The following is a 22,248-nucleotide window of genomic DNA, read 5'->3' on the forward strand; positions in this document are numbered from 1 at the left end:
GGGGCTGCGCCCCCGGACCCCCGTTGCGGGGCCTGCGGCCCCTGCACCCCGCTTCGTTCGTCTGCGGACCGTGCTGGGCTGGCCGCGCAGTTCCCCGCGCCCCTATAGGGGGCGCGGGGAACTGCGCGACCAGTTGGGGGCGGCCCGCAGACGAACCCCGGGCTACGTCGGGAAGCGGCGGTCCACCCACCTCCACGCCACCTCCAGCAGCCCCGCCCCCACTACCGCAATCCCCACCGCGGCCCACGGCAACGTCGTCCCCACCAGTTTCAGGGCGAAGAAGGTCTGGAGCCACGGGACCGCCAGGACCAGGAGGAAGGCCGCGGCCATGGACAGGACCAGGCAGATGCGCCACCAGGTGTACGGGCGGGCGATGATCGCCAGGACCCACATCGAGACCAGGAACAGCGTCAGGGTGGCGGCGCTCGTCTCGGCCTCCCGGGCGCCGTCGCCCACGTAGTAGTGCCGCGCCAGCAAGTACGTCGCGAACGTCGTCACCGCCGCGATCACCCCGCCGGGAATGGCGTACCGCATCACCCGCCGTACGAAGTGCGGCTTCGCCCGTTCCGTGTTCGGCGCCAGGGCCAGGAAGAACGCCGGGATGCCGATCGTCAGCGTGGACAGCAGCGTCAAGTGCCGCGGCAGGAACAGGTATTCCACCTGGGTGCAGACCACCAGCAGGGCGAGGAGTACTGAGTAGACCGTTTTTACCAGGAACAGCGTCGCGACCCGCGTGATGTTGCCGATCACCCGGCGGCCCTCCGCCACCACCGACGGCAGCGTCGCGAAGCTGTTGTTGAGCAGGACGATCTGCGCGACCGCCCGCGTCGCCTCCGAGCCCGACCCCATCGAGACGCCGATGTCCGCGTCCTTCAGCGCGAGGACGTCGTTGACGCCGTCCCCCGTCATCGCCACCGTGTGCCCGCGCGACTGGAGCGCCGCCACCATGTCCCGCTTCTGCTGGGGAGTCACCCGGCCGAAGACGGCGTTCGAGTCGAGGACCGCCGCCATCTCCGCCTGGTCCGTCGGCAGCTGCCGCGCGTCCACCGTGTTCTCCGCGCCCGGCAGCCCCAGCTTCCCCGCCACCGCGCCCACCGACACCGCGTTGTCACCGGAGATGACCTTCGCGTGGACGTTCTGCTCCTCGAAGTAGCGCAGGGTGTCACCCGCGTCGGGGCGCAGCCGCTGCTCCAGGACGACCAGCGCCGTCGCCCGCGCGTCCGCCGCCACCTGCGGGTCGTCCAGCTCGCGCCGGGCCCGGGCGAGGAGCAGGACCCGCAGCCCCTGCTCGTTCAGCCCGTCGATCTCCGCGAGCGCCGGGTCACCGGGCGGCAGCAGCACGTCCGGCGCGCCGAGCAGCCACGTCGAGTTCTCCCCGTCCCCCTCGCTGAACGCCGCCCCGCTGTACTTGCGCGCCGACGAGAACGGCAGCGACTCCCTGCACCGCCACTCCTCGCTGTCCGGGTATGCGTCGATGATCGCCTGGAGCGACGCGTTGGGACGCGGGTCGGACTCGCCGAGCGCGCCGAGCACCTTCCGTACGTACGCCTCGTCCGCGCCCCCCAGCGGCCGCAGCTCGGTGACGTCCATGCCGCCCTCGGTGAGCGTGCCCGTCTTGTCGAGGCAGACCACGTCCACGCGCGCGAGGCCCTCGATCGCCGGGAGCTCCTGGACCAGGCACTGCTTGCGGCCGAGCCGGATCACCCCGATCGCGAACGCCACCGAGGTGAGCAGCACAAGACCCTCGGGGATCATCGGGACGATGCCGCCCACCGTGTACGCCACGGACTGCTTGAAATTGTCGTCCTTGACGACGAGCTGGCTGATGATCAGGCCTATGGAGGTCGGGACCATCAGCCACGTCACGTACTTGAGGATCATCGAGATGCCCGAGCGCAGCTCGGAGTGGACCAGCGTGAAGCGGCTGGCCTCCTCCGCGAGCTGCGCCGCGTACGCCTCGCGCCCCACCTTCGTCGCCGTGAACGCGCCACCGCCCGCGACCACGAACGACCCGGACATCATCCGGTCGCCGGGCTTCTTCAGTACGGGGTCGGCCTCACCGGTGAGCAGCGACTCGTCGACTTCGAGGCCGTCGGTCTCCACCACCTCGCCGTCGACCACCACCTTGTCGCCGGGGCCGAGCTCCACCAGGTCGCCGAGGACGATCTCGGACGTGGAGATCTCGGCGGCGACCCCGTCGCGCCGGACCGTCGGCTTGGCCTCGCCGATGACCGCGAGCCCGTCCAGGGTCTTCTTGGCGCGCAGCTCCTGGATGATGCCGATGCCCGTGTTGGCGATGATCACGAAGCCGAAGAGGCTGTCCTGGAGGGGCGCCACGAAGAGCATGATCAGCCACAGGACGCCGATGATCGCGTTGAAGCGGGTGAAGACGTTGGCGCGGACGATCTCGGTGGTCGAGCGGCTGCTGCGCACCGGTACGTCGTTGACCTCGCCCCGGGCGACGCGTTCGGCGACTTCGGCGGTGGTCAGACCGGTGGCCCGGCCGGGCGCCACGGGCGGCGGCACGGGGTGGACGGGGTCGAGTTCCGCCCCGGCGTCGATATTGGCGCGCTGCGTCATGATTTCGACGGTACGGGGGGAATTCCCGCTTCACCTGCCGGGAACGTCGAACATCCGACCAAGGGAGGAGACGAATGGTCCTCTGGCGGTACGTGCCGCAGGGGCCGCTCCTACCGGCTCTCCGCCTCCGCCTGCTCCGCCGCGTGCCGCTTGAGGGCCGCGTCGCGCCCCCGTACGTACCAGATGCCGATCAGGCCGAGACCGCCGCCGGCCAGGCAGGTCCACACCCACCACAGGTGTCCGTGGTCGTCGAACCAGCCGTAGAACGGCAGCTGGACGAGGAAGAGGACGAACCAGAGGATCGTGCCGCCGGTGATGGTGGCGACGACGGGCCCTTCCAGGGGCTCCGGCGCCTCGTGCTTGGGTGTCCACTTCGCCATGCGATCAGTGTAGGGGGAGGGGGCCGGGGCCCCCTCGGGCCTCTCACGGCCCAGGCGCCCCTTGTGTCTACGCGCGGAGATAGCGATCTTTGCCTTATGTATTCATACTGAAACGGCTTACGGCTGACTCGTTTTGTTCGTTGAAACGTCCAAAGAAGTTCGGGTTGAGGCCGCTTTCCGCATTTCCCTGCCCCCCGCCCCGTCTCACGACTGAGGTTCCGCATGTCCCCCTCGGCCACCGCCAAGGTCGACGTACCGTCAGCCCCGAAGCCGCCGGTCAACGCACTGGACCGCTACTTCAAGATCTCCGAGCGGGGCTCCACCCTCGCCCGTGAGGTCCGCGGCGGCTTCGCCACCTTCTTCGCGATGGCCTACATCATCGTGCTGAACCCGATCATCCTGGGCAGCGCGAAGGACATGTACGGGCATCAGCTCGACGGCGGCCAGCTGGTCACCGCCACCGTGCTGACGGCCGCCTTCACCACGCTCCTGATGGGCGTCATCGGCAACGTGCCGATCGCGCTGGCCGCCGGGCTCGGCGTGAACACCGTGGTCGCCCTCCAGCTGGCGCCCCGGATGAGCTGGCCGGACGCGATGGGCATGGTCGTCCTCGCGGGCTTCGTGGTGATGATCCTGGTCGCCACCGGGCTGCGCGAGCGCGTGATGAACGCGGTGCCGCTGGGCCTGCGCAAGGGCATCGCGATCGGCATCGGCCTGTTCATCATGCTGATCGGCCTGGTCGACTCGGGCTTCGTCTCGCGCATCCCGGACGCCGCCCACACCACCGTCCCGCTCCAGCTCGGCGGCAACGGCCATCTGCTCGGCTGGCCGGTCCTGGTCTTCATCCTGGGCGTCCTGCTGACGCTGGCGCTGCTGGTGCGCAAGGTGCCCGGCGCGATCCTCATCTCGATCGTCGTGATGACCGGCCTCGCGATGATCGTCAACGCGGTGGCGACCGTCCCGTCCTGGGGCCTGACCACCCCGACCTGGCCCGGCAACCCGGTCGCCAGCCCCGACTTCGGCCTGCTCGGCAAGGTCAGCCTGTTCGGCGGCTTCGACAAGGTCGGTGTGCTGACCGGCGTCCTGTTCGTCTTCACCGTGCTGCTGTCGTGCTTCTTCGACGCCATGGGCACGATCATGGGCATCAGCGACGAGGCCAAGCTGACCGACGCCGAGGGCAACATGCCGGGCATCAACCGGGTGCTGTTCGTGGACGGCATCGCGGTCGCCGCGGGCGGCGCCTCGTCCTCCTCGGCCACCACCTGCTTCGTGGAGTCCACGGCGGGCGTCGGCGAGGGCGCGCGCACCGGCTTCGCCAACGTCGTCACCGGCGGCCTGTTCACGGTCGCGCTGTTCCTGACCCCGCTCGCCACCATGGTCCCGTCCCAGGCGGCCACCCCGGCGCTGCTCGCGGTGGGCTTCCTGATCCTGTCCGGCTCGATCCGGCAGATCGACTGGGACGACTGGACGATCGCGATCCCGGCGTTCGTGACGATGGTGATGATGCCGTTCACGTACTCCATCACCAACGGCATCGGCATGGGCTTCGTCACCTTCACGGTGCTGCGCCTGGTGGCCGGGCGCGGCCGTGACGTGCCGGTGGCGATGTACATCGTCTCGGCGGTGTTCGGCTTCTACTACCTGATGCCGGCGCTGGGTCTTACGTAGTCGAGGGGGCGCTAGGCCGCCCCGTAGAACTTCTCCGTCTCGGCGGCAGCGGCCTGGAGCCGCTCGTCGAAGTCGTCGCGAATGAGCGTCCGGACCACATAGTCCTGGACGCTCATTCCGCGTTTGGCGGCATGCTGCCGGAGCCGTTCGAGCAGCTCACCGTCTATCCGCAGGCTGAGCACGCTGGTCCCCATGGGACGAGGGTCGCCGCAGGCCCCGCCCCGGTGCGTCACTTTTCCGATAGCTCTCACTCATTCGGGTGATGTGTGTGGTGGTGCGCGACGGATGTCGCGGCACGCCGGTGGTACCCGAGGGGTACCGGGCTGGTATTTAGCCAGAGTAATGAGTTATTCTAACGAACATGTCTGACCTGCCCCACGACAGCGACGCCGACGTCGCCGCCGTGAACTCCCTCCGCTCGGCGGTCATGCGCCTGAGCAGGCGCCTGAAGCACCAGCGCGTCGACGAGTCGCTGAGCCCCACCGAGATGTCGGTACTCGGCACCCTCTTCCGCTGCGGCTCGGCCACCCCCGGTGAGCTGGCCCGCAAGGAGCACGTCCAGCCGCCGTCGATGACCCGCATCGTCGCGCTGCTGGAGGCGAAGGGACTGGTCAGGCTGGAGCCGCACCCCGACGACCGCCGCCAGAAGGTGGTCAGCCAGACCGAAGAGGCCGAGGCGATGCTCGAAGAGAGCCGCCGCAAGCGCAACGCCTGGCTGGCTTCCCTCGCGGAAGGCCTGGACGAGGACGAGTGGGCGAAGCTGCGCGCCGCCGCACCCGTACTGGAGAAGCTCGCACACCTGTGAACTGACCGCGCAGAAAAGGAGGCGAACCCCTTTGAGTACGGGATCCGGAGCAGACTCCGCCCCCGCACACAAATCCACCCACGACACCGCTGCCACCGGCAACGGACGAGGGACCTTCTCCTCCCTCGCGATCCCCAACTACCGGCTGTTCTTCTCCGGTGCCATCGTCTCCAACATCGGTACGTGGATGGCGCGGATCACCCAGGACTGGCTGGTCCTCCAGATCACCGGCTCCTCGGTGGCGGTGGGCATCACCACCGCCATGCAGTTCCTGCCGATGCTGCTCTTCGGGCTGTACGGCGGCGTCATCGCCGACCGCTTCGCCAAGCGGAGCATCCTCTTCGTCACCCAGAGCGCGATGGGCCTCGGCGGTCTGTTCCTGGCGGCCATGACGCTCTCCGGGAACGTCGAGGTCTGGCACGTCTACGTGACCGCGTTCTTCACCGGCCTGGTCACCGTCGTCGACAACCCGACCCGGCAGTCCTTCGTCTCCGAGATGGTGGGCCCCGACCAGGTCCGCAACGCGGTCAGCCTCAACTCGGCCAACTTCCAGTCGGCGCGGCTCGTCGGTCCCGCCGTCGCGGGCGCGGTGATGGCGGCGGTGGGCCCCGGCTGGGCGTTCCTGGCCAACGGCCTCTCCTTCCTCGCCCCGCTGGCGGGCCTCGCCCTGATGCGCACGGCCGACCTGCGGCCCACCAAGCTCGCACCGCGCGGCAAGGGCCAGCTCCGCGAGGGCCTGGACTACGTCTCCAAGCGCCCGGAGCTGATCTGGCCGATCGTCCTGGTCGGCTTCGTCGGCACCTTCGGCTTCAACTTCCCGATCTGGCTGAGCGCCTTCGCCCATGACGTCTTCCACGGCGGCTCCGGGATGTACGGCCTGTTCAACAGCCTGATGGCGATCGGCTCCCTGATCGGCGCACTGCTGGCGGCCCGCCGGGGCACGACGCGGCTGCGCATGCTGGCCGGGGCGGCGGGCCTGTTCGCGGTCATCGAGATCGCGGCGGCGATGGCGCCCGGCATGGCGCTCTTCATCGCCCTCCTGCTCCCGATCGGCGTCCTCGGCCTGACGGTGAACGTCACGGCCAACGCCTCCGTCCAGATGGCCACCGACCCGGAGATGCGCGGCCGGGTGATGAGCCTGTTCATGATGGTCTTCACCGGCGGCACCCCGCTGGGCGGCCCGCTCTTCGGCTGGCTCACGGACGAGTACGGCGTACGGGTCAGCCTCGCCCTGGGCGGACTGATCTGCGCCCTCGCGGCGGTCGGCGTCGGCCTGATGCTGGCGCGGGCGGCGAACCTGAAGTTGAAGGTCGACCTGCGGCGCGGGCGCAGGCACGTGGAGTTCGTCCCGAGGGAGCAACTGGCCACGGCGGCGTGACGAGTCTTTCCCCTGGGGCAAAACTGGTCCCATGAGCATGAGACTCTTCGTGGCCGTGCTGCCCCCGTCGCCCCGGCTGGCCGAACTCGGCGCGGCGGTGGACGAGTTGCACGCCCTGCCCGGCGCGGACCACCTGCGCTGGGCGGGCCGCGACGACTGGCACCTGACGCTGGCGTTCCTGGGCGAGGTGGACGAGGGTCTGCTGCCGGACCTGCACACCCGCCTGGCCCGGGCCGCCCACCGCACCCCGCCCTTCGAGCTGCGCCTGCACGGGGGCGGCCGGTTCGGGGACAAGGTGCTGTGGGCGGGCGTCGCGGGCGCGCTCGACGCGCTGCGGCTGCTGGCCGAACGGACGGACGCGGCGGCCCGCCGCGCGGGTGTGTCGATGGAGGAGCACCGCCGCTACCACCCGCACTTGACGCTGGCCCGCAGCCGGTCGGGGGCCGACCTGCACCCGTACGTCGACGCCCTGACGCCCTTCGAGGGCACGGCGTGGCAGACGGAGGAGCTGGTCCTGGTCCGCAGCCGGCTGCCGGTGGGCGGGGTGGTGGGGGAGCAGCCCCGGTACGAGGTGGTGGGGCGGTGGGGGCTGGGGGTGTGAGGTCCGGCTCAGCCGGGGCGGAAGGCGACGCGGACGGTGCCGTCCGCCGGGACCATGATCACGAACCCTCGGGTACGGGTCCAGCCGTCCGGGATGAGGAACATGCGGTTCCCGGACTGGGCGAGCAGCCGCACGCCTCGGTAGCGGTACTTGTACTTCTGCCCCGGGCCGCCCGCCGGCAGCGAGGTCTCCTTCACCGGCGCGGCCCCGAAGTAGAGCTGCTCGGGGGTGTCGACGACCACGGTCGGCCGGTGCCACAGATTCCGGGCCAGCTCCCGCCCGTCGTCCCTGCCGTGGCTCTGGGCGTAGGCCTGTACGGCCCAGAACGAGCTCAGGGCGACCAGCGCCGCCACGACGGCGAGGGCCTTCAGCTCGCCGGGGAAGGGGTGGCCGGTGGTCTTGAGGTGCAGGGTGCGCCCGTACACCACGAGCAGCAGGCCGCCGCCGAAGAGCAGCGGGGTGTCGAGCGGCCCGGCGGGCCACACCTGGAGCCCGCCGAGCAGCCCGAGGACGAAGAGCGCGCCGCCGCTGACGGCGAGCCCCACGCCCACGCGCCCCAGGCGGCGCACCAGGACCGGCCGTGCGTCGCCGATGGAGGAGACCCAGGCGAGCCCGAGCGCTCCCGCGAGCCCGGCGGCGAGCGCCACGGCCAAGGGCATGTACAGGCCCGCCGCGCTGCGCAGCAGCAGGTCCTGGGTGGACAGGCCGAGGGTGGCGAGATCGATGCCGAAGTACGCGTAGAAGGAGGAGCTGTACGCGTAGCCGAAGTAGAGGAGGAGCCCGGTGAGCAGGGTCGTGGGCGCGACGAACCCGGCGACGGCCTTGAGCCAGTTGCCCCACGGGGGCCGGGCCGGGGTGGGCTGCTCCTCCATGCGCTGCCTCCTGGGTCAGGTGGCGTCGAGGGAGGGGGACGCGGAGGAATCGGGGTCGGGCTCCTCATCCGGGTCCGGCGGCACGGTGTCGGCCGGGAACGGGCTGCTCTGCGGTTCGGGGGTGCCGGTCGTCTTCACGCACGCGGTGTGGACGGGGATGAGCGGCGCGTTCGAGGTGTTCTCGAACACCCATTCAAGTGTCACGGATTCATCGGGTGAGAGCTTGACCGGCTGAGGGCCGGTCCTGGTCGTCCAGCGGCCCGTGGGGCTGCAGTCGTAGACGGTCGCGGTGCCGCTGTACGCGTCGGTGGTGGGGTTGGTGAAGGTCACCTTGACGCTGGGCCACACCCCGTCGAAGTCGGTCGAGACCCGCCCCGCCGTGTTGAAGCCGCCGCTGCTGCCGCCGCTGGTCTGCTGACCGCCCGTGTCCTCGGTCGGCTGCCCGGTCGGCTCCGGGGGCGGCGGCGCGGTGGGCTCCTCGGTCTGCGAGGTGTCGCCCGGCGGGCTGGGGGATTCGTCCGACCCCGAGGAGCAGCCCGAAAGCAGCAGCCCCACCACGAGGAGGGTGACCGGAACGAGGCGGTGTCGTCGACGCCGTACGTGATCCACCTTCGGGACGGTAACAGCGAGTCATCGCCCGCGTACGGTGGCGCGCCCGGGGTGGCCGAACGGAGCCGGGCGGGCGTTCGTTACGCTCATACGCGTGAACCCGAAGACCAGGAACCGGATCATGGCCGGTGTGCTCGTGCTGATGTTCGTCGTCGTGGCGGTGGCGGCGGCACGCGGCTGAGAGGGCGAAGGCCCGCACTCAGTGCGACGCGCCCGTCAGGCGGTTGGCGAACGTCGACACGGTGTACGCCCCGATGCCCAGGACCACCTCCAGGGCGTTCTGGCGGGTGTGGCCGTGGGACAGGAACGCGTCCAGGGCGTCGTCGGGGACCGCGCCCGCCGTCGCGTACACGGCCAGCGTGAACTCCCGTACGGCTTCGAGGCGTTCGTCCGTCAGCGGCTTGCCCTCCCGCAGCTCGGCTATCAGCTCCTCCGGCGCGCCGAGGCCTCGCAGCTTGGCCGTGTGCATGTTCACGCACAGGTCGCACGCGTTGCGGGTGGCGACCGTCATGATCACGACCTCGCGGGCGACCGGTTCGAGCGTCGTCCGCTCGAAGAGGGCGCTCATCTTCAGGAAGCCCTCCAGTGTGTGCGGTGAGGTGGCCAGCCGGGCCACGGCAGGGGACAGGTGCCCCAGGTTCTTGATCGTCCCCTCCATCGCGCGGCGCGACTCGGCCGGTGCGGACTCCAGGGTGTGCTCGACGAATGTCACGGCGTTCCTGCTCCCCGTAAGATGGACAACGTGGTTGACGATAAGAAGGTAAACCAGGTTGTCGGTTCTCGCAACGAGGAAAGCGAGGAGGCGCCCACCCCCGGCTACGAGCTGCCCCTGCTCCTCCTCGGCGGGTTCCGCTCCCTCATCGACCGCCTCCACGCCGAGCTCGCCCGCCAGGGCCACCCGGACCTCCGGCCCGCCCACGGCTTCGCGCTCCAGGCCGTCGGGCCCGGCGGGGCGACCGCGAGCGAGATCGGGCGGCGGCTCGGCGTCTCCAAGCAGGCCGCCGGCAAGACCGTCGACCGCCTGGAGGCCCTGGGCTACGCCGAACGCGCCGACGACCCCGCCGACGCCCGCCGCAAGGTCGTCCGCATCACCCCGCGCGGCCTCGACGCGCTCGCCCGGTCGGCGGCCGTGTTCGACGAACTGCGCGCCGACTGGGTCCGTACGCTGGGCGCCGGTCCCGTACGCGGCATGGAGGCGGCCCTGCGCACGGTCGTCCCGCCGGAGGCGTTCCGCCTCGACGCGTCGAGCTGGTTCGCGGGGTCCTAGCCGCGTACGCACTTGGGTTCGACAGCCCGTGTCCTTGGTGCCGTGCGTATCGTTGTACTAAGCGGCTGGCCGCTACAGAGCGGCGGCCGGGGAGGAGCGCCGCGATGACCGTCATTGAGACCGACAGGATCGAGATGGCCGAGAGCGACAACGAAGTCACTTTGGACGCAATGTTCGAGTGGCTCGAAGGGATGCCCATCCCCGGGTGCAAGACCGAGATTGTCGGGGGGCATATCTTCATGACGCCGCAGCGGCAGGTCCATTTCGAGATCATCCTGGACCTCATCGAGCAGTTGCGAACCAAATACCCACGGAAGCGTATGGCCTCTGACGTCCGCATCGACTTTCCCGGCCATCTAAACGGCTTTGCCTGCGACGTCGTGGCACTGAAGGACGGAGCGGCCCGGGACGACAAGGGGCACTGGCATTACGAGGACATCGAATTCGTCGCCGAGGTGATTTCCAGGGGCACTGCCGACAACGACTACGGCCCCAAGAAGGCCGCCTTCGCCGCCGCCGGCGTCCCCGCCTACCTGATCGTCGACCCGTACACCGGCAAGTGGCACCTGTACACCCTGCCGAAGGAAGGCGAATATCACTGCACGCTTTCGCTCGGTTTCGGTGACCCGATCGACCTCACCCAGACCCCCGTCGGACTCACCCTCACCACCGACGAGTTCCCCCGCGACTGAACGCCGCTGAACGGCGCTTGCTTGGAGCGCACTTCAACAGGTTCGCTGGTACCTCATGGAGTACACGCAGCTCGGACGCACAGGTCTCAAGGTCAGCCGTCTCGTCCTCGGCACCATGAACTTCGGCGGCCTCACGAACGAGGCCGACAGCCACGCGCTCATGGACACCGCCCACGACGCCGGTATCAACTTCTTCGACACCGCGAACATCTACGGCAAGGCCGAACGCAAGGGCCTCACCGAGGAGATCGTCGGGTCCTGGTTCGCGCAGGGTGGTGGGCGCCGCGACAAGACGGTCCTGGCGACCAAGGGCTACGGGAACATGACCCAGGACGGCACCCCCTGGAACGTCACCTCCTGGCCCAACCACGACCGGCTCTCCGCGCTCAACATCCGGCGCTCGGTGGAGGCCAGCCTGAAGCGGCTCGGCACGGACTACATCGACGTCTACCAGTTCCACCACGTCGACCGCGCCACTCCCTTCGAGGAGATCTGGCAGGCGATGGACGTCCTCGTACAGCAGGGCAAGGTCCTGTACGTCGGTACCTCCAACTTCCCCGGTTACAAGATCGCCCAGGCGAATGAAGTCGCTGCCCGCACCGGGCGGTTGGGGCTCGTCAGCGAGCAGTGCCTCTACAACCTCGCCGAGCGCCGCGCCGAGATGGAGGTCATTCCCGCCGCCCAGGAGTACGGCGTCGGGATCATCCCCTGGTCCCCGCTCCACCAGGGCCTGCTCGGCGGTGCCCTGCGCAAGGAGCGGGCGGGGGACGGGGCGCGTACGAAGGGCGGCCGGTCCGCCGCCGGGCTCGCGGATCCGGCGGTCCGGGCGCAGGTGCAGGCGTACGAGGACCTGCTCGCCAAGCACGAACTGGAGCCGGGCGAGGCGGCGTTGGCGTGGCTGCTCACGCGGCCGGGCGTGACCGGCCCGATCGTCGGCCCGCGCACCGCCGAGCAGCTCGCATCGGCTCTGCGGGCGGTCGAGCTGGAGCTGAGCGAGGAGGTGCTGGCCGGGCTCGACGAGATCTTCCCCGGACCGGGCCCGTCGCCGGAGGCCTTCGCCTGGTAGCAGCCGCGTGGCGCGTGGTGCTTGCTTGAAGCGCACTTCAAGGCGTTCGCTGGTACCTCATGGAGTACACACAGCTCGGACGCACCGGTCTCAAGGTCAGCCGTCTCGTCCTCGGCACCATGAACTTCGGCCCGCAGACCGACGAGGCCGACAGCCACGCGCTCATGGACGCCGCGCAGGACGCGGGCGTCAATTTCTTCGACACCGCCAATGTCTACGGTCAGAGCGCCGGGAAGGGCCGCACCGAGGAGATCATCGGCAACTGGTTCGCGCGGGGCGGCGGGCGCCGCGACAAGACGGTCCTGGCCACGAAGGCGTACGGGAACATGTCCGTCGACGGCGCCCCCGTCTGGCCGAACCACGACAAGCTGTCGGCGCTCAACATCCGCCGGGCGGTCGAGGGCAGCCTGAAGCGGCTCGGTACGGACTACATCGACGTCTACCAGTTCCACCACGTGGACCGCGCCACTCCCTTCGAGGAGATCTGGCAGGCCATGGACGTCCTCGTACGGGAAGGGAAGATCCTGTACGTCGGCACGTCGAACTTCCCCGGCTACAAGATCGCTCAGGCCAATGAAGTGGCCTCCCGCACCGGGCGGTTGGGTCTGGTCAGTGAGCAGTGCCTCTACAACCTCGCCGAGCGCCGCGCCGAGATGGAGGTCATCCCGGCCGCCCAGGAGTACGGCGTCGGGATCATCCCCTGGTCCCCGCTGTACGGGGGCCTCCTCGGCGGGGCGCTGCGCAAGGAGCGCGAGGGCGGGGGATCGCGGTCGACCGGCGGCCGGGCGGCCGATTCGCTGAAGGACCCGGTCGTACGGGCCCGGATCCAGGCGTACGAGGACCTGCTCGCCAAGCACGGCCTGGAGCCGGGCGAGGTCGGTCTTGCCTGGCTGCTCACCCGGCCGGGCGTGACCGGCCCGATCGTCGGCCCGCGCACGGCGGACCAGCTGGCCTCGGCCCTGCGCGCGGTCGAGCTGAAGCTGGACGAGGAGCTGCTGGCGTCCCTGGAGGAGATCTTCCCGGGTCCGGGGCCGTCGCCGGAGGCGTTCGCCTGGTAGGCCCCGGGCGTCAGCCCGCGTACGCCCCGCCCACCCCCCACCCCTGGTGCATCGCCTCGGCGAACGCCGCCGCCAGCTTGTGCTCGCCCGAGGCCGAGGGGTGGGTGCCGTCGTACGTGTCCTGGTGGATGTCGTACGTCGGCGGGTGGGAGGCGAGGAGCAGCGGGGAGGACGGCTGGTCCAGGTCCGCGACCGCCTTCGCCAGGAGTTCGTTGAAGCGGGCCACCTCGGCCGCGAAGGGGGCGTCCGACTCGGCGCGGACGTTCGGGATGACCGGGAGCAGGACCATGCGGACGGCCGGGTTCGCCGCGCGCGCCTGGGTCACGAAGGCGCGCACGTTGGCCGCCGTCTGATCGCTGTCGGTGTAGAAGCCGAGGTCTATCAGGCCGAGGGAGACCAGCAGGACGTCGGCGCCCGCCCCGGCCGCCGCCTCGCGGATCAGCGGGGCCATGTGCAGCCAGCCCTCGCCCCAGCCGGAGAGGTGGCGGCGGGCCGGGGCCGGGAAGTCCGCCGCCCCGTACGCGTACGACAGCGGGGCGCCCGCCTCCGTGTCGTACAGCTCGGTGCGCGGCCCCACGATCTCGAAGGGGCCGTCGAAGGACGTGCTGAGGTGCTGCCACATGCGGTAGCGCCAGGTGATGTCGCCGGCGCGTCCGATGGTCATGGAGTCGCCGACGAACATGAAACGCATGGGGCCATGATGGCGGATCACCTGGACGGCTTCGACGGGCTGCCACGTGACGATGGACACTTGGTCCCATGCGTTTCCCGATGCGTTCGCTTCTGTCCGCCGCCATGGCCGCCGGGCTCGTCGTGCTGGGGGCGGTCGGACCGGCCGCCGCCGACGGTGGTGACGGTGACTTCACGATCAAGGATCCCCGGATCAAGGAGTCCAGCGGCCTCGCCGCCAGCCGGGCGCACCCCGGGATCTACTGGACGCACAACGACAGCGACGACGGGCCGTACGTGTACGCGGTCGACTCCAAGACCGGTGAGACCGTCGCCACGATCACCCTGACCGGCGTCGGGAAGCCGCGCGACGTCGAGGCGATCTCGGTCGGCCCGGACGGGAACGTGTACGTCGGGGACATCGGGGACAACCTGGGCGGCACCTGGAAGAACGTCTGGATCTACAAGTTCCCCGAGCCCGCGCGGCTCAAGGACGCGACCGTCAAGGCGACGCAGTACGTCGTGAAGTACGCCGACGGGCCGCGCAACGCCGAGGCGCTGATGGTCCACCCCAAGACCGGCCGCCTCTACATCGCGTCGAAGAAGGAGGGCGGCGGGGGGCTGTACGAGGGCCCGTCGCGGCTCTCCACGTCCGGCACGAACGTGTTCCGGCGGGTCGACGACGTGCCGTGGGTCACCGACGGCGCGTTCTCCCCGGACGGGTCGAAGCTGGCGCTGCGGGGGTATTTCTGGGCGGCCGAGTACGACTGGAAGGACGGGAAGCTGGGGGCTCGGCACGGTGTCTCCGCCCCGCTGATGCGGCAGGCGGAGTCCGTCACGTACACGCTGGACGGGAAGGCGCTGCTGTTCGGGAGCGAGGGGGAGGGGAGCCCGGTGGTCCGGGTGCCGGTCGCCTCGGCCTCGAAATCCCCCTCCGACAAGGGGAGTTCGCCGTCGGGCGGGGGAGCGGGCGGTGGGGGCTCGGACTCCGGTGGGAACCGGAACTTTGTGTACGGGGCGATCGCGATCGTGGGCGCGGGGGCGGCCTGGGTGGGGCTTAAGCGGAGGTTCCGGCGGGGGTGAGGGCTAGCGGCGCCGCCGGGTGCCGCTGTGCCCACCCGTGCCGCCCTTAGCGGCACGATTGCCCACAGCGGCGGGGGAGGGGGAGCGGGCGGCCTGGCCCGCGCCCCGGGGATGGGCCCGGAGGGCCCTCCTAGGGGCGCGGGGAACTGCGCGATCAGTGGGGGACGGCCCGCAGGCGAGACTCAGAGCTGTTCGATCACGTAATCGATGCACGCCGTCAGGGCCTCGACGTCCGACGGGTCGATCGCCGGGAACATCGCCACGCGGAGCTGGTTGCGGCCGAGCTTGCGGTACGGTTCCGTGTCCACGATCCCGTTCGCCCGCAGCACCTTCGCGACCGCCGCCGCGTCGACGTCGTCCGCGAAGTCGATCGTGCCGATGACCTGCGAGCGCTTCGCCGGGTCGGCGACGAAGGGCGCGGCGTGCTTGGAGTCCTCGGCCCAGCCGTACAGACGGCTCGACGAGTCCTTCGTGCGGGCCGTCGACCAGGCGAGGCCGCCCTGGCCGTTGATCCACTTCAGCTGCTCGTTGAGGAGGAACAGCGTGGCGAGCGCCGGGGTGTTGTACGTCTGGTTCTTCAGCGAGTTGTCGATCGCCGTCGGGAGGCTGAAGAACTCCGGGATGTGGCGGCCGGACGCGTGGATCCGCGCGGCGCGCTCCAGCGCGGCCGGGGAGAACGCCGCGATCCACAGACCGCCGTCGGAGGCGAAGGACTTCTGCGGGGCGAAGTAGTAGACGTCGCTCTCGGCGATGTCGACCGGCAGACCGCCCGCGCCGGAGGTCGCGTCGACCAGGACGAGCGCGCCCTCGTCGGCGCCCGCGACCCGCTTGACGGGGGCGGCGACACCGGTGGAGGTCTCGTTGTGGGTGAAGGCGTAGACGTCGACGCCCGCCTCGGCGACCGGCTCGGGGTGCGTGCCGGGCTCGGAGGCGATCACCGACGGCTCGGCCAGCCACGGCGCGAGCTTCGCGGCCTTGGCGAACTTGGACGAGAACTCGCCGAAGTTCAGGTGCTGCGACTTGTTCTCGATCAGCCCGTGCGTCGCGACGTCCCAGAACGCGGTCGAGCCGCCGTTGCCCAGGATCACCTCGTACCCCTCGGGCAGCGAGAACAGGTCCCGTACGCCCTGGCGGACCTCGCCGACCAGGTTCTTGACCGGGGCCTGGCGGTGGGAGGTGCCGAGGAGCGAGGTACCGGTGGCGGCCAGGGCGTCCAGCGCCTCCGTACGCACCTTGGAGGGGCCCGCGCCGAAACGGCCGTCGGCGGGCTTCATGTCAGCGGGAATCTGGATCTCAGCCACGAGCGCAGGGTATCGGCACGCCGTGGAGCGCGCGGCTCCGGTCCACCCCGCGAGACGCGCCGGAGGCGGGGCCCGCCGTAGTCCGGCCTACGGCGGGCAGGCTGTTTCCCATGGGCGACACGGGTGATGCGGGTGGACGGGGGCGTACGGGGGCTTCCGGGGCATTGGAGCGGGAACTGCGGGCGGTCGTGCGCGGGGAGGTCGACTTCTCGGCGGGCGCGCGGGCGCTGACGACGATGGACGCGTCCAACTACCGGCGCGTGCCGTACGGAGTGGTCGCGCCCCGGGACGCCGAGGACGTGGCGGCGGCGCTCGCCGTCTGCCGGGAGCAGGGGGTGCCGGTGGTGCCGCGCGGCGGCGGGACCTCGATCGCGGGCCAGGCCACCGGCACCGGCGTCGTCCTGGACTTCACCCGGCACATGCGGGCGCTGCTCTCGGTGGACGTGGAGGCGCGGACTGCGGTGGTCCAGCCGGGCCTCGTCCTCGATGTGCTGCGGGAGGCGGTCCGGCCGTACGGGCTGACGTTCGGGCCCGATCCGTCGACGCACAGCCGGTGCACGCTCGGCGGGATGATCGGCAACAACGCGTGCGGGTCGCACTCGGTGGCGTACGGGACGACCGCCGACAACGTCCACGGGCTGACGGTGGTCAGCGGCGCGGGCGAGGAGCTCCGCCTCGGGCAGGGCTGGACGGGCGCTCCGGCGGGACTGCGCGAGTTCGTCGGACAGCACCTCGCCGCGCTGCGCACCGGCTATCCGCAGGAGCTGCCGCGCCGGATCTCCGGATACGCGATGGACGCGCTGCTGCCCGAGCGCGGGACGGACCTGGCGCGGGCGTTCTGCGGCAGCGAGGGCACGCTCGGCGTGCTGACCGAGGCGACCGTACGGCTGGTGGAGACGCCCGCCGCCCGGGCGCTCGCCGTGCTCGGCTACCCCGACGAGAGCGCGGCGGCCGAGGCGGCGCCCGCCCTGCTGCCGTACGGGCCGCTCACCGTCGAGGGCATGGCCGCCGACCTGGTGCGCGACGGCGCCGGGCTGCCGCGCGGCGGCGCCTGGCTCTTCGTCGAGACGGGCGGCGCCACCCCGGCCGAGGCGCTGGCCCGGGCCCGTGAGCTGGTGCGGACGGCCGTCCCGCTGGACGCGGCCGTGGTCACCGACCCGGCCGGGCAGCGGACGCTGTGGCGCGTACGCGAGGACGCGGCCGGGACGGCGACGCGGATGCCGGACGGGACCGAGGCGTGGCCCGGCTGGGAGGACTGCGCGGTGCCGCCCGCGCGGCTCGGCCCGTATCTGCGGGAGTTCCGGGCCCTGTTGAAGGAGCACGGCCTGCGCGGCACGCCGTACGGCCATTTCGGCGACGGCTGTGTCCACGTCCGCATCGACTTCGACCTCATGAGCGCGGCAGGTGTGGCGCGCTTCCGCCGCTTCTCGGAGGAGCTGGCCGACCTGGTGGCCGCGCACGGCGGCTCGCTCTCGGGCGAGCACGGCGACGGGCAGGCGCGGGCGGAGCTGCTGCCGAAGATGTACGGGGACGAACTGGTGCGGCTGTTCGGGCAGTTCAAGGACGTGTGGGACCCGGCGGGGCTGCTCAACCCGGGGATCCTGGCCCGTCCGGCCCGGCTGGACGAGAACCTGCGCTTCGCGGTGCTGCCGAGGCGGCCGGTGGAGGTGGAGTTCGGCTATCCGCAGGACGGCGGGGACTTCTCGGCGGCGGTACGGCGGTGTGTGGGGGTGGCCAAGTGCCGGACGACGGACGCCGGTTCGGGCGGCGGCGTGATGTGTCCGTCCTTCCGGGCCACCGGCGAGGAGGCGCACTCGACGCGGGGCCGGGCGCGGCTGCTGCACGAGATGCTGGCGGGCGAGGTCGTCACCGGCGGCTGGCGCTCGCCGGAGGTGCGCGACGCGCTGGACCTCTGCCTGTCCTGCAAGGGCTGCCGCAGCGACTGCCCGGTCGGGGTGGACATGGCCACGTACAAGGCGGAGTTCCTGCACCACCACTACCGGGGGCGGCTGCGCCCCGCGTCCCACTACGCGATGGGATGGCTCCCCCGCTGGCTGCGACTGGCGGCGCCCTGGGCGCGCGTCCTGAACGCGCTGGCCCGGGTGCGCCCGCTGGCGGCCCTGGCGAAGCGGCTGGCGGGGATCGCGCCGGAGCGGGGGCTGCCGGTGCTGGCGGGGGAGACGTTTGGGGGGTGGTGGCGGGGGCGTCGCCAGAGAGGCCTTCCCGTATCGGCCGTGCTCTGGCCGGACACGTTCACGAACCACCTCTCCCCGGAGGTCGGCCGGGCGGCGGTGCGGGTCCTGGAGGCGGCGGGGGTGGGGGTGGTGGTGCCCTCGGGCCGTGTCTGCTGCGGTCTGACGTACGTCTCGACCGGCCAGCTGAGCGGCGCCCGCGCGGTCCTGCGTCAAGCGCTCGACGTGATGGAGCCGCTGCTCGACCGCGGTCTCCTGGTCGTCGTCCTGGAGCCGAGCTGCGCGGCGGCGCTGCGCACGGACCTGCCGGAGCTGCTGCCCGACGACCCGAGGGCGGCGCGCCTGGCAGCGTCGGTACGTACGTTCGCGCAGGCGCTGGAGGAGTGCGCGCCGGACTGGACCCCGCCGTACGTGGGACGGGAGGTCGTCGGCCAGACCCACTGCCACCAGCACGCGGTCCTCGGGGACGCGGCCGAACGCCGACTGCGGGAGCGGGCCGGGCTGACGGGTGCGCTGAGCGGCGGCTGCTGCGGTCTGGCCGGGAACTTCGGGTTCGAGCGCGGCCACTGGGAGGTCTCGGTGGCCTGCGCGGAGGACGAGCTGCTGCCGGCGGTACGGGCGGCGGCCCCCGGCACGGAGGTCCTGGCGGACGGCTTCTCGTGCCGTACACAACTGGAGCAGCTGGCGGGGCGACGGGCGAGGCATCTGGCGGAGGTGCTGGCGGAGGGGCTGGGGTAGTAGGCGGCGGGTCTGAGCGCCGCTTACATTGATGGGAGGGCACGATTCCGCTTCGCGGGCAGAAATAGCTGGACCGAGCGGCCGGGCTGGTGCAATATTTTAACGAGACAGTTCAACGTACTGAACTAACGATTAGCTAGGGGAACCCCGGTGACCACTCCGCACGCCGCCGCAGAGCCGACGACCGCCACCGCGGCGGCGACCGTCGCGACCCCGGAGGCGGCGGGCGGGCTCGGCGGGAGCGGGGGCCGAAGGGCGGCGCTGGCGCCGGTCGCGCTGGTGGTGGCGGGCGGGATATCGGTCCAGTTCGGCTCGGCCGTCGCGGTCATGCTGATGCCGAGGGCGGGGGCGGCGGGAGTGGTGACGCTGCGCCTGCTGGCGGCCGCGCTGGTCCTCTTGTTGATCTGCCGTCCGAAGGTACGCGGCTACAAGCGAGCCGACTGGGGAACGGTGGTCGCCTTCGGCGTAGCGATGGCGGGGATGAACGGCCTCTTCTACCAGGCGGTCGACCGCATCCCGCTCGGCACGGCGGTGACCCTGGAGGTCCTGGGCCCGCTCGCCCTCTCGGTCCTGGCCTCCCGCCGCCTGGTCAACTTCGTCTGGGCCGGGCTGGCGCTCGCGGGCGTGGCCCTGCTCGGCAGCGGCGGGGGCGACGGGTTCGGGTCGCTGGACGCTGCCGGGGCGGCGTACGCGGTCGGGGCGGGAGCGTGCTGGGCGGTGTACATCCTGTTCAGCGCCCGTACGGGCCGCCGCTTCCCGCAGGCGGACGGCCTTGCCTTGGCGATGGCGGTGGCGGCGATCCTGTCGCTCCCCCTGGGCGCGATCCAGTCGGGCTCGAAGCTCCTGGTCCCGTCGACGATAGGCCTCGGCGCGGCGGTCGCGATCCTCTCCTCCGTACTCCCGTACACCCTCGAACTCCTCGCCCTCCGCCGCCTCCCCGCGTCCACCTTCGCGGTCCTGATGAGCCTGGAACCGGCCATCGCGGCAACGGCGGGTTTCCTGATCCTCCACCAGGCTCTGTCGGCCACGGACGCACTGGCGATCGCGCTGGTCATCGGGGCGAGCGTGGGGGCGGTGCGGTCGCAGGTGCGTTAGCCCCATGGCGGCCCGCAGTTCCAGACGGGTGGGCCGATGTGGGTCACCCCGGCCCGCCCGTCGAACAGCTTTCGGGTCTTGGCCCGGACCCCGCCGAGGGCTTCGGCGAGTCGCTCACCGAGCAGCTCGGCTTCTGAGGGCAGCAGCACCATCTCGGTGTCGGCCACGTGCCGCCCGTCGCGGGCCAGCCAGATCGGGACGCGGATGTTTCCCTCGCCGTCGCGGTAGGCGGGGCGGCTGGGGATGGGGTCGATGCGCCAGCCTCGGGGGGATGGTTGGGGGGTCTGGTTTTTTGTGGGCATGGGGACATGGTTGGGCTGGCGGGGTGTGCCGGGCCAGGTTGTTGCACCGGATTACATACGACTCACCCGAGTGAGGTAATCGCCTCCGTGATCAGGGCCCTGGCCTTGGTGCCGTAAACGGCCATGTCGGCCAATTCGGCGAACGCCCGGACGTACAGCTTCACTTCGGTCGGTGCGGTGACCGTCACGTCGGCTGACAGCAACTCGATCGCGGCCCGCTCGTCGTCGAACACCATGAACGTTTCGATGGGCCACATACGACGTGCCGCCGTCCGGGGAATGATCCCGAGCGACACCGACGGAAAAGCCATGACGGCCAGCAGATAGCCGAGCTGTCCCGCCATGACATGGGCGTCGCCGAAGCCGTAGTACAGCACGTCCTCTTCGATGATCAGGGCGAACCTGTGGTCACCCTCGCGGATCACATGGGACCGGGCCATACGCGCTTCGACGGCCTCGGCAACGTCGTTGGGGATCTGGCGGAACTCGGTGATGGCGGTCAGCAGCGCCCTCGCGTAGTCGTCGGTCTGAATCAGTCCGGGGACGACGTTCGAGCAGTACACGCGAAAGTGCCGGGTCCGCTCGAAGAGAGGGACGGCGGACTCCTGAAGCCTGCGCAGTCCCGTCCGCTGCTTGCGCCGCCACTCGACATACATCGAGTCGGCGGTACGGTTCGCGGCGATCAGGTCCGCCGCCTGCTCCTCGGCTCCGCAGGTGCGGCACCACGCGCGGACGTCGGCGTCAGACGGAGGCGTCCTGGCGTTCTCGATACGGGACGATTTGGCAACGCTCCAGCCCGCGCGCGCGGCGATATCCCGTCCGGTGAGCCCGGCGTCCAGGCGCAGCTCACGCAGGCGTGCTGCGAGGGCTTCGCGGGCGGCTTGGGCGCTGGATGACGGAGAGGGTGACATGGGCTGGTTACCCGGCGGTGCGCGAGGTCAGATCTTGAACTCCTCGTGCGGAATGGCTCGTTCCCAAACGGCGTCGAAGGCCGTTACGCACAACTTGGCCACTGCCGGCTGATCCGTCCACTCCTCGCCCGTGTACTGGCCATCGCCCGTGAAGTGACCGAACCGCACGATCGTCCCGTCGAAGACCCAGAAGTCGTTGCCTGGTAGCGCCAGATCGGATGCGTTGCGTCTGGGCAGCCAACGCACGAACTCACCGGCCGCCACGTTCATGAACGTGCCGTCGTATTCGAAGCGGATGTACTCGCTGACCGGCTCGGAGACGATACGAGCCCGGCGCACCGCGACGCCACGGCGTACGGTGCTCGCGATCAGGTCATGCCAGGGACGCCACCAAGAGGCCCGATCCGCGGGATCGTACCTGTGGCCCGATTTCCACTGCGCGAAACGGCCGGACTCGTTGTCCACCGCGTAGGAGTCCCGCATCTCCAGATGGACAGCGGAGCGAGTGCAACGGCCCAGAACCTCATCGAAGTCGTACACCGGCCCGCTCTGCTTCATCACACGCCTCCCTGATCGCGGTCACCATACGCATGGGGAGCCGCACCACTGCCTCGCTGTCGGGAATCGGACCCGCCGCCAAGCACTCGGCGCGCATGACTTCGTCGACCTGGAAGCCCTGGAACACGAGCTCCTCAGCCTCCATATCGACCCACACGGTGGGGCAGTTCCGCTCGTCGGTATCGGGGTCCTTCGCGATGATGCGCAGCGCCATGCCAACCTCCCAGGTCGACGGGGTTACATCGACTTGCACGCACGACCATCCCGCCGCCGCCCGCACACCGTCAAGGGCGCACTCCACCAACCGAGTTCACCCATCCCGCGCCCCCACACAACCCCTGGCAAAAAATAATGCAAGCACGCTTGCTTGTTTTGTAAACCGCTGCCATGCTCCGGGGCACACCGCCGTACTCCCCGCCCGAA

23 protein-coding genes are annotated in these 22,248 nt (G+C 70.7%); 11 read left to right on the plus strand and 12 right to left on the minus strand.

The genetic code is table 11. The annotated features are described in order from the left end of the window. Positions 1–162: 162 nt before the first annotated feature. Both IE252_RS05210 and IE252_RS05215 read right to left on the minus strand, forming a co-directional pair. Positions 163–2,580: a cation-translocating P-type ATPase gene (locus tag IE252_RS05210; RefSeq protein WP_190088092.1), complete on the minus strand. Its 2,418-nt coding sequence runs from the start codon at positions 2,578–2,580 to the stop codon at positions 163–165. A 110-nt stretch (positions 2,581–2,690) separates the two neighbouring features. Next, positions 2,691–2,960 (minus strand): DUF2530 domain-containing protein, encoded by a 270-nt coding sequence (locus tag IE252_RS05215; RefSeq protein WP_190088093.1) that lies wholly within the window; start codon positions 2,958–2,960, stop codon positions 2,691–2,693. Positions 2,961–3,182: 222 nt separating this feature from the next. On the opposite strand from IE252_RS05215, the gene IE252_RS05220 reads away from it, so the two are divergent. After that, complete coding sequence (locus IE252_RS05220; RefSeq protein ID WP_190088094.1) at positions 3,183–4,628, plus strand: NCS2 family permease; 1,446 nt, start codon at positions 3,183–3,185, stop codon at positions 4,626–4,628. Positions 4,629–4,639: 11 nt separating this feature from the next. Here IE252_RS05220 and IE252_RS05225 read toward each other — a convergent pair whose 3' ends face one another. Next, on the minus strand, positions 4,640–4,822 hold the full coding sequence (locus IE252_RS05225; protein WP_101388865.1) for a ribbon-helix-helix protein, CopG family: 183 nt from the start codon (positions 4,820–4,822) through the stop codon (positions 4,640–4,642). Between the two features lie 167 nt (positions 4,823–4,989). Between IE252_RS05225 and IE252_RS05230 the strand changes: the two genes are divergently transcribed. Genes IE252_RS05230 through thpR form a run of 3 tightly spaced genes read left to right on the plus strand, consistent with a single transcriptional unit; the run spans position 4,990 to position 7,412 of the window. Continuing rightward, positions 4,990–5,433, plus strand: a complete 444-nt coding sequence (locus IE252_RS05230; protein ID WP_067162750.1) for a MarR family winged helix-turn-helix transcriptional regulator — start codon at positions 4,990–4,992, stop codon at positions 5,431–5,433. 31 nt (positions 5,434–5,464) lie between these two features. Beyond that, complete coding sequence (locus IE252_RS05235; RefSeq protein ID WP_190088095.1) at positions 5,465–6,811, plus strand: MFS transporter; 1,347 nt, start codon at positions 5,465–5,467, stop codon at positions 6,809–6,811. Between the two features lie 37 nt (positions 6,812–6,848). After that, positions 6,849–7,412: an RNA 2',3'-cyclic phosphodiesterase gene (gene thpR / locus IE252_RS05240; RefSeq protein WP_190088404.1), complete on the plus strand. Its 564-nt coding sequence runs from the start codon at positions 6,849–6,851 to the stop codon at positions 7,410–7,412. 8 nt (positions 7,413–7,420) lie between these two features. Here thpR and IE252_RS05245 read toward each other — a convergent pair whose 3' ends face one another. The 3 genes from IE252_RS05245 to IE252_RS05255 form a co-directional block, all read right to left on the minus strand. Next, positions 7,421–8,284 (minus strand): hypothetical protein, encoded by an 864-nt coding sequence (locus IE252_RS05245; protein WP_190088096.1) that lies wholly within the window; start codon positions 8,282–8,284, stop codon positions 7,421–7,423. Between the two features lie 15 nt (positions 8,285–8,299). Next, on the minus strand, positions 8,300–8,893 hold the full coding sequence (locus IE252_RS05250) for a hypothetical protein (RefSeq protein ID WP_190088097.1): 594 nt from the start codon (positions 8,891–8,893) through the stop codon (positions 8,300–8,302). 199 nt (positions 8,894–9,092) lie between these two features. Further along, a complete protein-coding gene (locus IE252_RS05255; RefSeq protein WP_190088405.1) occupies positions 9,093–9,551 on the minus strand; it encodes a carboxymuconolactone decarboxylase family protein in 459 nt (152 codons plus the stop codon). A gap of 75 nt (positions 9,552–9,626) precedes the next feature. On the opposite strand from IE252_RS05255, the gene IE252_RS05260 reads away from it, so the two are divergent. The 4 genes from IE252_RS05260 (at position 9,627) to IE252_RS05275 (ending at position 12,976) form a co-directional block, all read left to right on the plus strand. Continuing rightward, a complete protein-coding gene (locus tag IE252_RS05260) occupies positions 9,627–10,160 on the plus strand; it encodes a MarR family winged helix-turn-helix transcriptional regulator (protein WP_190088098.1) in 534 nt (177 codons plus the stop codon). Positions 10,161–10,264: 104 nt separating this feature from the next. Next, positions 10,265–10,852 (plus strand): Uma2 family endonuclease, encoded by a 588-nt coding sequence (locus IE252_RS05265; protein WP_190088099.1) that lies wholly within the window; start codon positions 10,265–10,267, stop codon positions 10,850–10,852. Positions 10,853–10,907: 55 nt separating this feature from the next. Continuing rightward, entirely contained in the window at positions 10,908–11,918 is a 1,011-nt protein-coding gene (locus IE252_RS05270) for an aldo/keto reductase (protein ID WP_190088100.1), read from the plus strand. A 59-nt stretch (positions 11,919–11,977) separates the two neighbouring features. Next, complete coding sequence (locus IE252_RS05275; RefSeq protein WP_190088101.1) at positions 11,978–12,976, plus strand: aldo/keto reductase; 999 nt, start codon at positions 11,978–11,980, stop codon at positions 12,974–12,976. Positions 12,977–12,986: 10 nt separating this feature from the next. Here the strand turns inward: IE252_RS05275 and IE252_RS05280 are convergent, their stop codons facing one another. Then, positions 12,987–13,667, minus strand: coding sequence for an SGNH/GDSL hydrolase family protein (locus IE252_RS05280; RefSeq protein ID WP_190088102.1), 681 nt, complete (start codon positions 13,665–13,667; stop codon positions 12,987–12,989). A gap of 80 nt (positions 13,668–13,747) precedes the next feature. Between IE252_RS05280 and IE252_RS05285 the strand changes: the two genes are divergently transcribed. Then, positions 13,748–14,728 carry an esterase-like activity of phytase family protein gene (locus IE252_RS05285; protein ID WP_190088103.1) on the plus strand — a complete coding sequence of 327 codons (981 nt, stop codon included), beginning with the start codon at positions 13,748–13,750 and terminating at the stop codon, positions 14,726–14,728. 182 nt (positions 14,729–14,910) lie between these two features. Here the strand turns inward: IE252_RS05285 and serC are convergent, their stop codons facing one another. After that, a complete protein-coding gene (gene serC / locus IE252_RS05290; protein ID WP_190088104.1) occupies positions 14,911–16,029 on the minus strand; it encodes a phosphoserine transaminase in 1,119 nt (372 codons plus the stop codon). A gap of 110 nt (positions 16,030–16,139) precedes the next feature. Here serC and IE252_RS05295 point away from each other — a divergent pair, with 110 nt between their 5' ends. Next, on the plus strand, positions 16,140–18,959 hold the full coding sequence (locus IE252_RS05295; protein ID WP_190088105.1) for an FAD-binding and (Fe-S)-binding domain-containing protein: 2,820 nt from the start codon (positions 16,140–16,142) through the stop codon (positions 18,957–18,959). A 150-nt stretch (positions 18,960–19,109) separates the two neighbouring features. Beyond that, entirely contained in the window at positions 19,110–20,054 is a 945-nt protein-coding gene (locus IE252_RS05300; RefSeq protein WP_190088106.1) for an EamA family transporter, read from the plus strand. On the opposite strand, the gene IE252_RS05305 is transcribed toward IE252_RS05300, so the two are convergent. The 4 genes from IE252_RS05305 to IE252_RS05320 all read right to left on the minus strand — a co-directional run bounded on the left by IE252_RS05305 (position 20,051) and on the right by IE252_RS05320 (position 22,039). Further along, positions 20,051–20,356 (minus strand): hypothetical protein, encoded by a 306-nt coding sequence (locus IE252_RS05305; protein ID WP_190088107.1) that lies wholly within the window; start codon positions 20,354–20,356, stop codon positions 20,051–20,053. The two genes, IE252_RS05300 and IE252_RS05305, sit on opposite strands and share 4 nt — an antisense overlap. A 62-nt stretch (positions 20,357–20,418) precedes the next feature. After that, a complete protein-coding gene (locus IE252_RS05310) occupies positions 20,419–21,267 on the minus strand; it encodes a helix-turn-helix domain-containing protein (protein WP_190088108.1) in 849 nt (282 codons plus the stop codon). A 27-nt stretch (positions 21,268–21,294) separates the two neighbouring features. Beyond that, positions 21,295–21,825 (minus strand): DUF6879 family protein, encoded by a 531-nt coding sequence (locus tag IE252_RS05315; protein WP_190088109.1) that lies wholly within the window; start codon positions 21,823–21,825, stop codon positions 21,295–21,297. Beyond that, positions 21,791–22,039, minus strand: coding sequence for a hypothetical protein (locus tag IE252_RS05320; RefSeq protein WP_190088110.1), 249 nt, complete (start codon positions 22,037–22,039; stop codon positions 21,791–21,793). The genes IE252_RS05315 and IE252_RS05320 overlap by 35 nt, the downstream gene beginning before the upstream one ends. Positions 22,040–22,248: the final 209 nt, after the last annotated feature.

Origin of the sequence: Streptomyces melanogenes (assembly GCF_014649795.1) — a bacterium.
GTDB lineage: Bacteria > Actinomycetota > Actinomycetes > Streptomycetales > Streptomycetaceae > Streptomyces > Streptomyces noboritoensis.

Bases quoted from the DNA above. Each gene is read 5' to 3' on its own strand.
- IE252_RS05210 (WP_190088092.1), bottom strand. From the start codon at position 2,580: ATGACGCAGCGCGCCAATATCGACGCCGGGGCGGAACTCGACCCCGTC.
- IE252_RS05215 (WP_190088093.1), bottom strand. From the start codon at position 2,960: ATGGCGAAGTGGACACCCAAGCACGAGGCGCCGGAGCCCCTGGAAGGG.
- IE252_RS05220 (WP_190088094.1), top strand. From the start codon at position 3,183: ATGTCCCCCTCGGCCACCGCCAAGGTCGACGTACCGTCAGCCCCGAAG.
- IE252_RS05225 (WP_101388865.1), bottom strand. From the start codon at position 4,822: ATGGGGACCAGCGTGCTCAGCCTGCGGATAGACGGTGAGCTGCTCGAA.
- IE252_RS05230 (WP_067162750.1), top strand. From the start codon at position 4,990: ATGTCTGACCTGCCCCACGACAGCGACGCCGACGTCGCCGCCGTGAAC.
- thpR (WP_190088404.1), top strand. From the start codon at position 6,849: ATGAGACTCTTCGTGGCCGTGCTGCCCCCGTCGCCCCGGCTGGCCGAA.
- IE252_RS05245 (WP_190088096.1), bottom strand. From the start codon at position 8,284: ATGGAGGAGCAGCCCACCCCGGCCCGGCCCCCGTGGGGCAACTGGCTC.
- IE252_RS05255 (WP_190088405.1), bottom strand. From the start codon at position 9,551: ATGGAGGGGACGATCAAGAACCTGGGGCACCTGTCCCCTGCCGTGGCC.
- IE252_RS05260 (WP_190088098.1), top strand. From the start codon at position 9,627: ATGGACAACGTGGTTGACGATAAGAAGGTAAACCAGGTTGTCGGTTCT.
- IE252_RS05265 (WP_190088099.1), top strand. From the start codon at position 10,265: ATGACCGTCATTGAGACCGACAGGATCGAGATGGCCGAGAGCGACAAC.
- IE252_RS05270 (WP_190088100.1), top strand. From the start codon at position 10,908: ATGGAGTACACGCAGCTCGGACGCACAGGTCTCAAGGTCAGCCGTCTC.
- IE252_RS05275 (WP_190088101.1), top strand. From the start codon at position 11,978: ATGGAGTACACACAGCTCGGACGCACCGGTCTCAAGGTCAGCCGTCTC.
- IE252_RS05280 (WP_190088102.1), bottom strand. From the start codon at position 13,667: ATGCGTTTCATGTTCGTCGGCGACTCCATGACCATCGGACGCGCCGGC.
- IE252_RS05285 (WP_190088103.1), top strand. From the start codon at position 13,748: ATGCGTTCGCTTCTGTCCGCCGCCATGGCCGCCGGGCTCGTCGTGCTG.
- IE252_RS05295 (WP_190088105.1), top strand. From the start codon at position 16,140: ATGGGCGACACGGGTGATGCGGGTGGACGGGGGCGTACGGGGGCTTCC.
- IE252_RS05305 (WP_190088107.1), bottom strand. From the start codon at position 20,356: ATGCCCACAAAAAACCAGACCCCCCAACCATCCCCCCGAGGCTGGCGC.
- IE252_RS05310 (WP_190088108.1), bottom strand. From the start codon at position 21,267: ATGTCACCCTCTCCGTCATCCAGCGCCCAAGCCGCCCGCGAAGCCCTC.
- IE252_RS05315 (WP_190088109.1), bottom strand. From the start codon at position 21,825: ATGAAGCAGAGCGGGCCGGTGTACGACTTCGATGAGGTTCTGGGCCGT.
- IE252_RS05320 (WP_190088110.1), bottom strand. From the start codon at position 22,039: ATGGCGCTGCGCATCATCGCGAAGGACCCCGATACCGACGAGCGGAAC.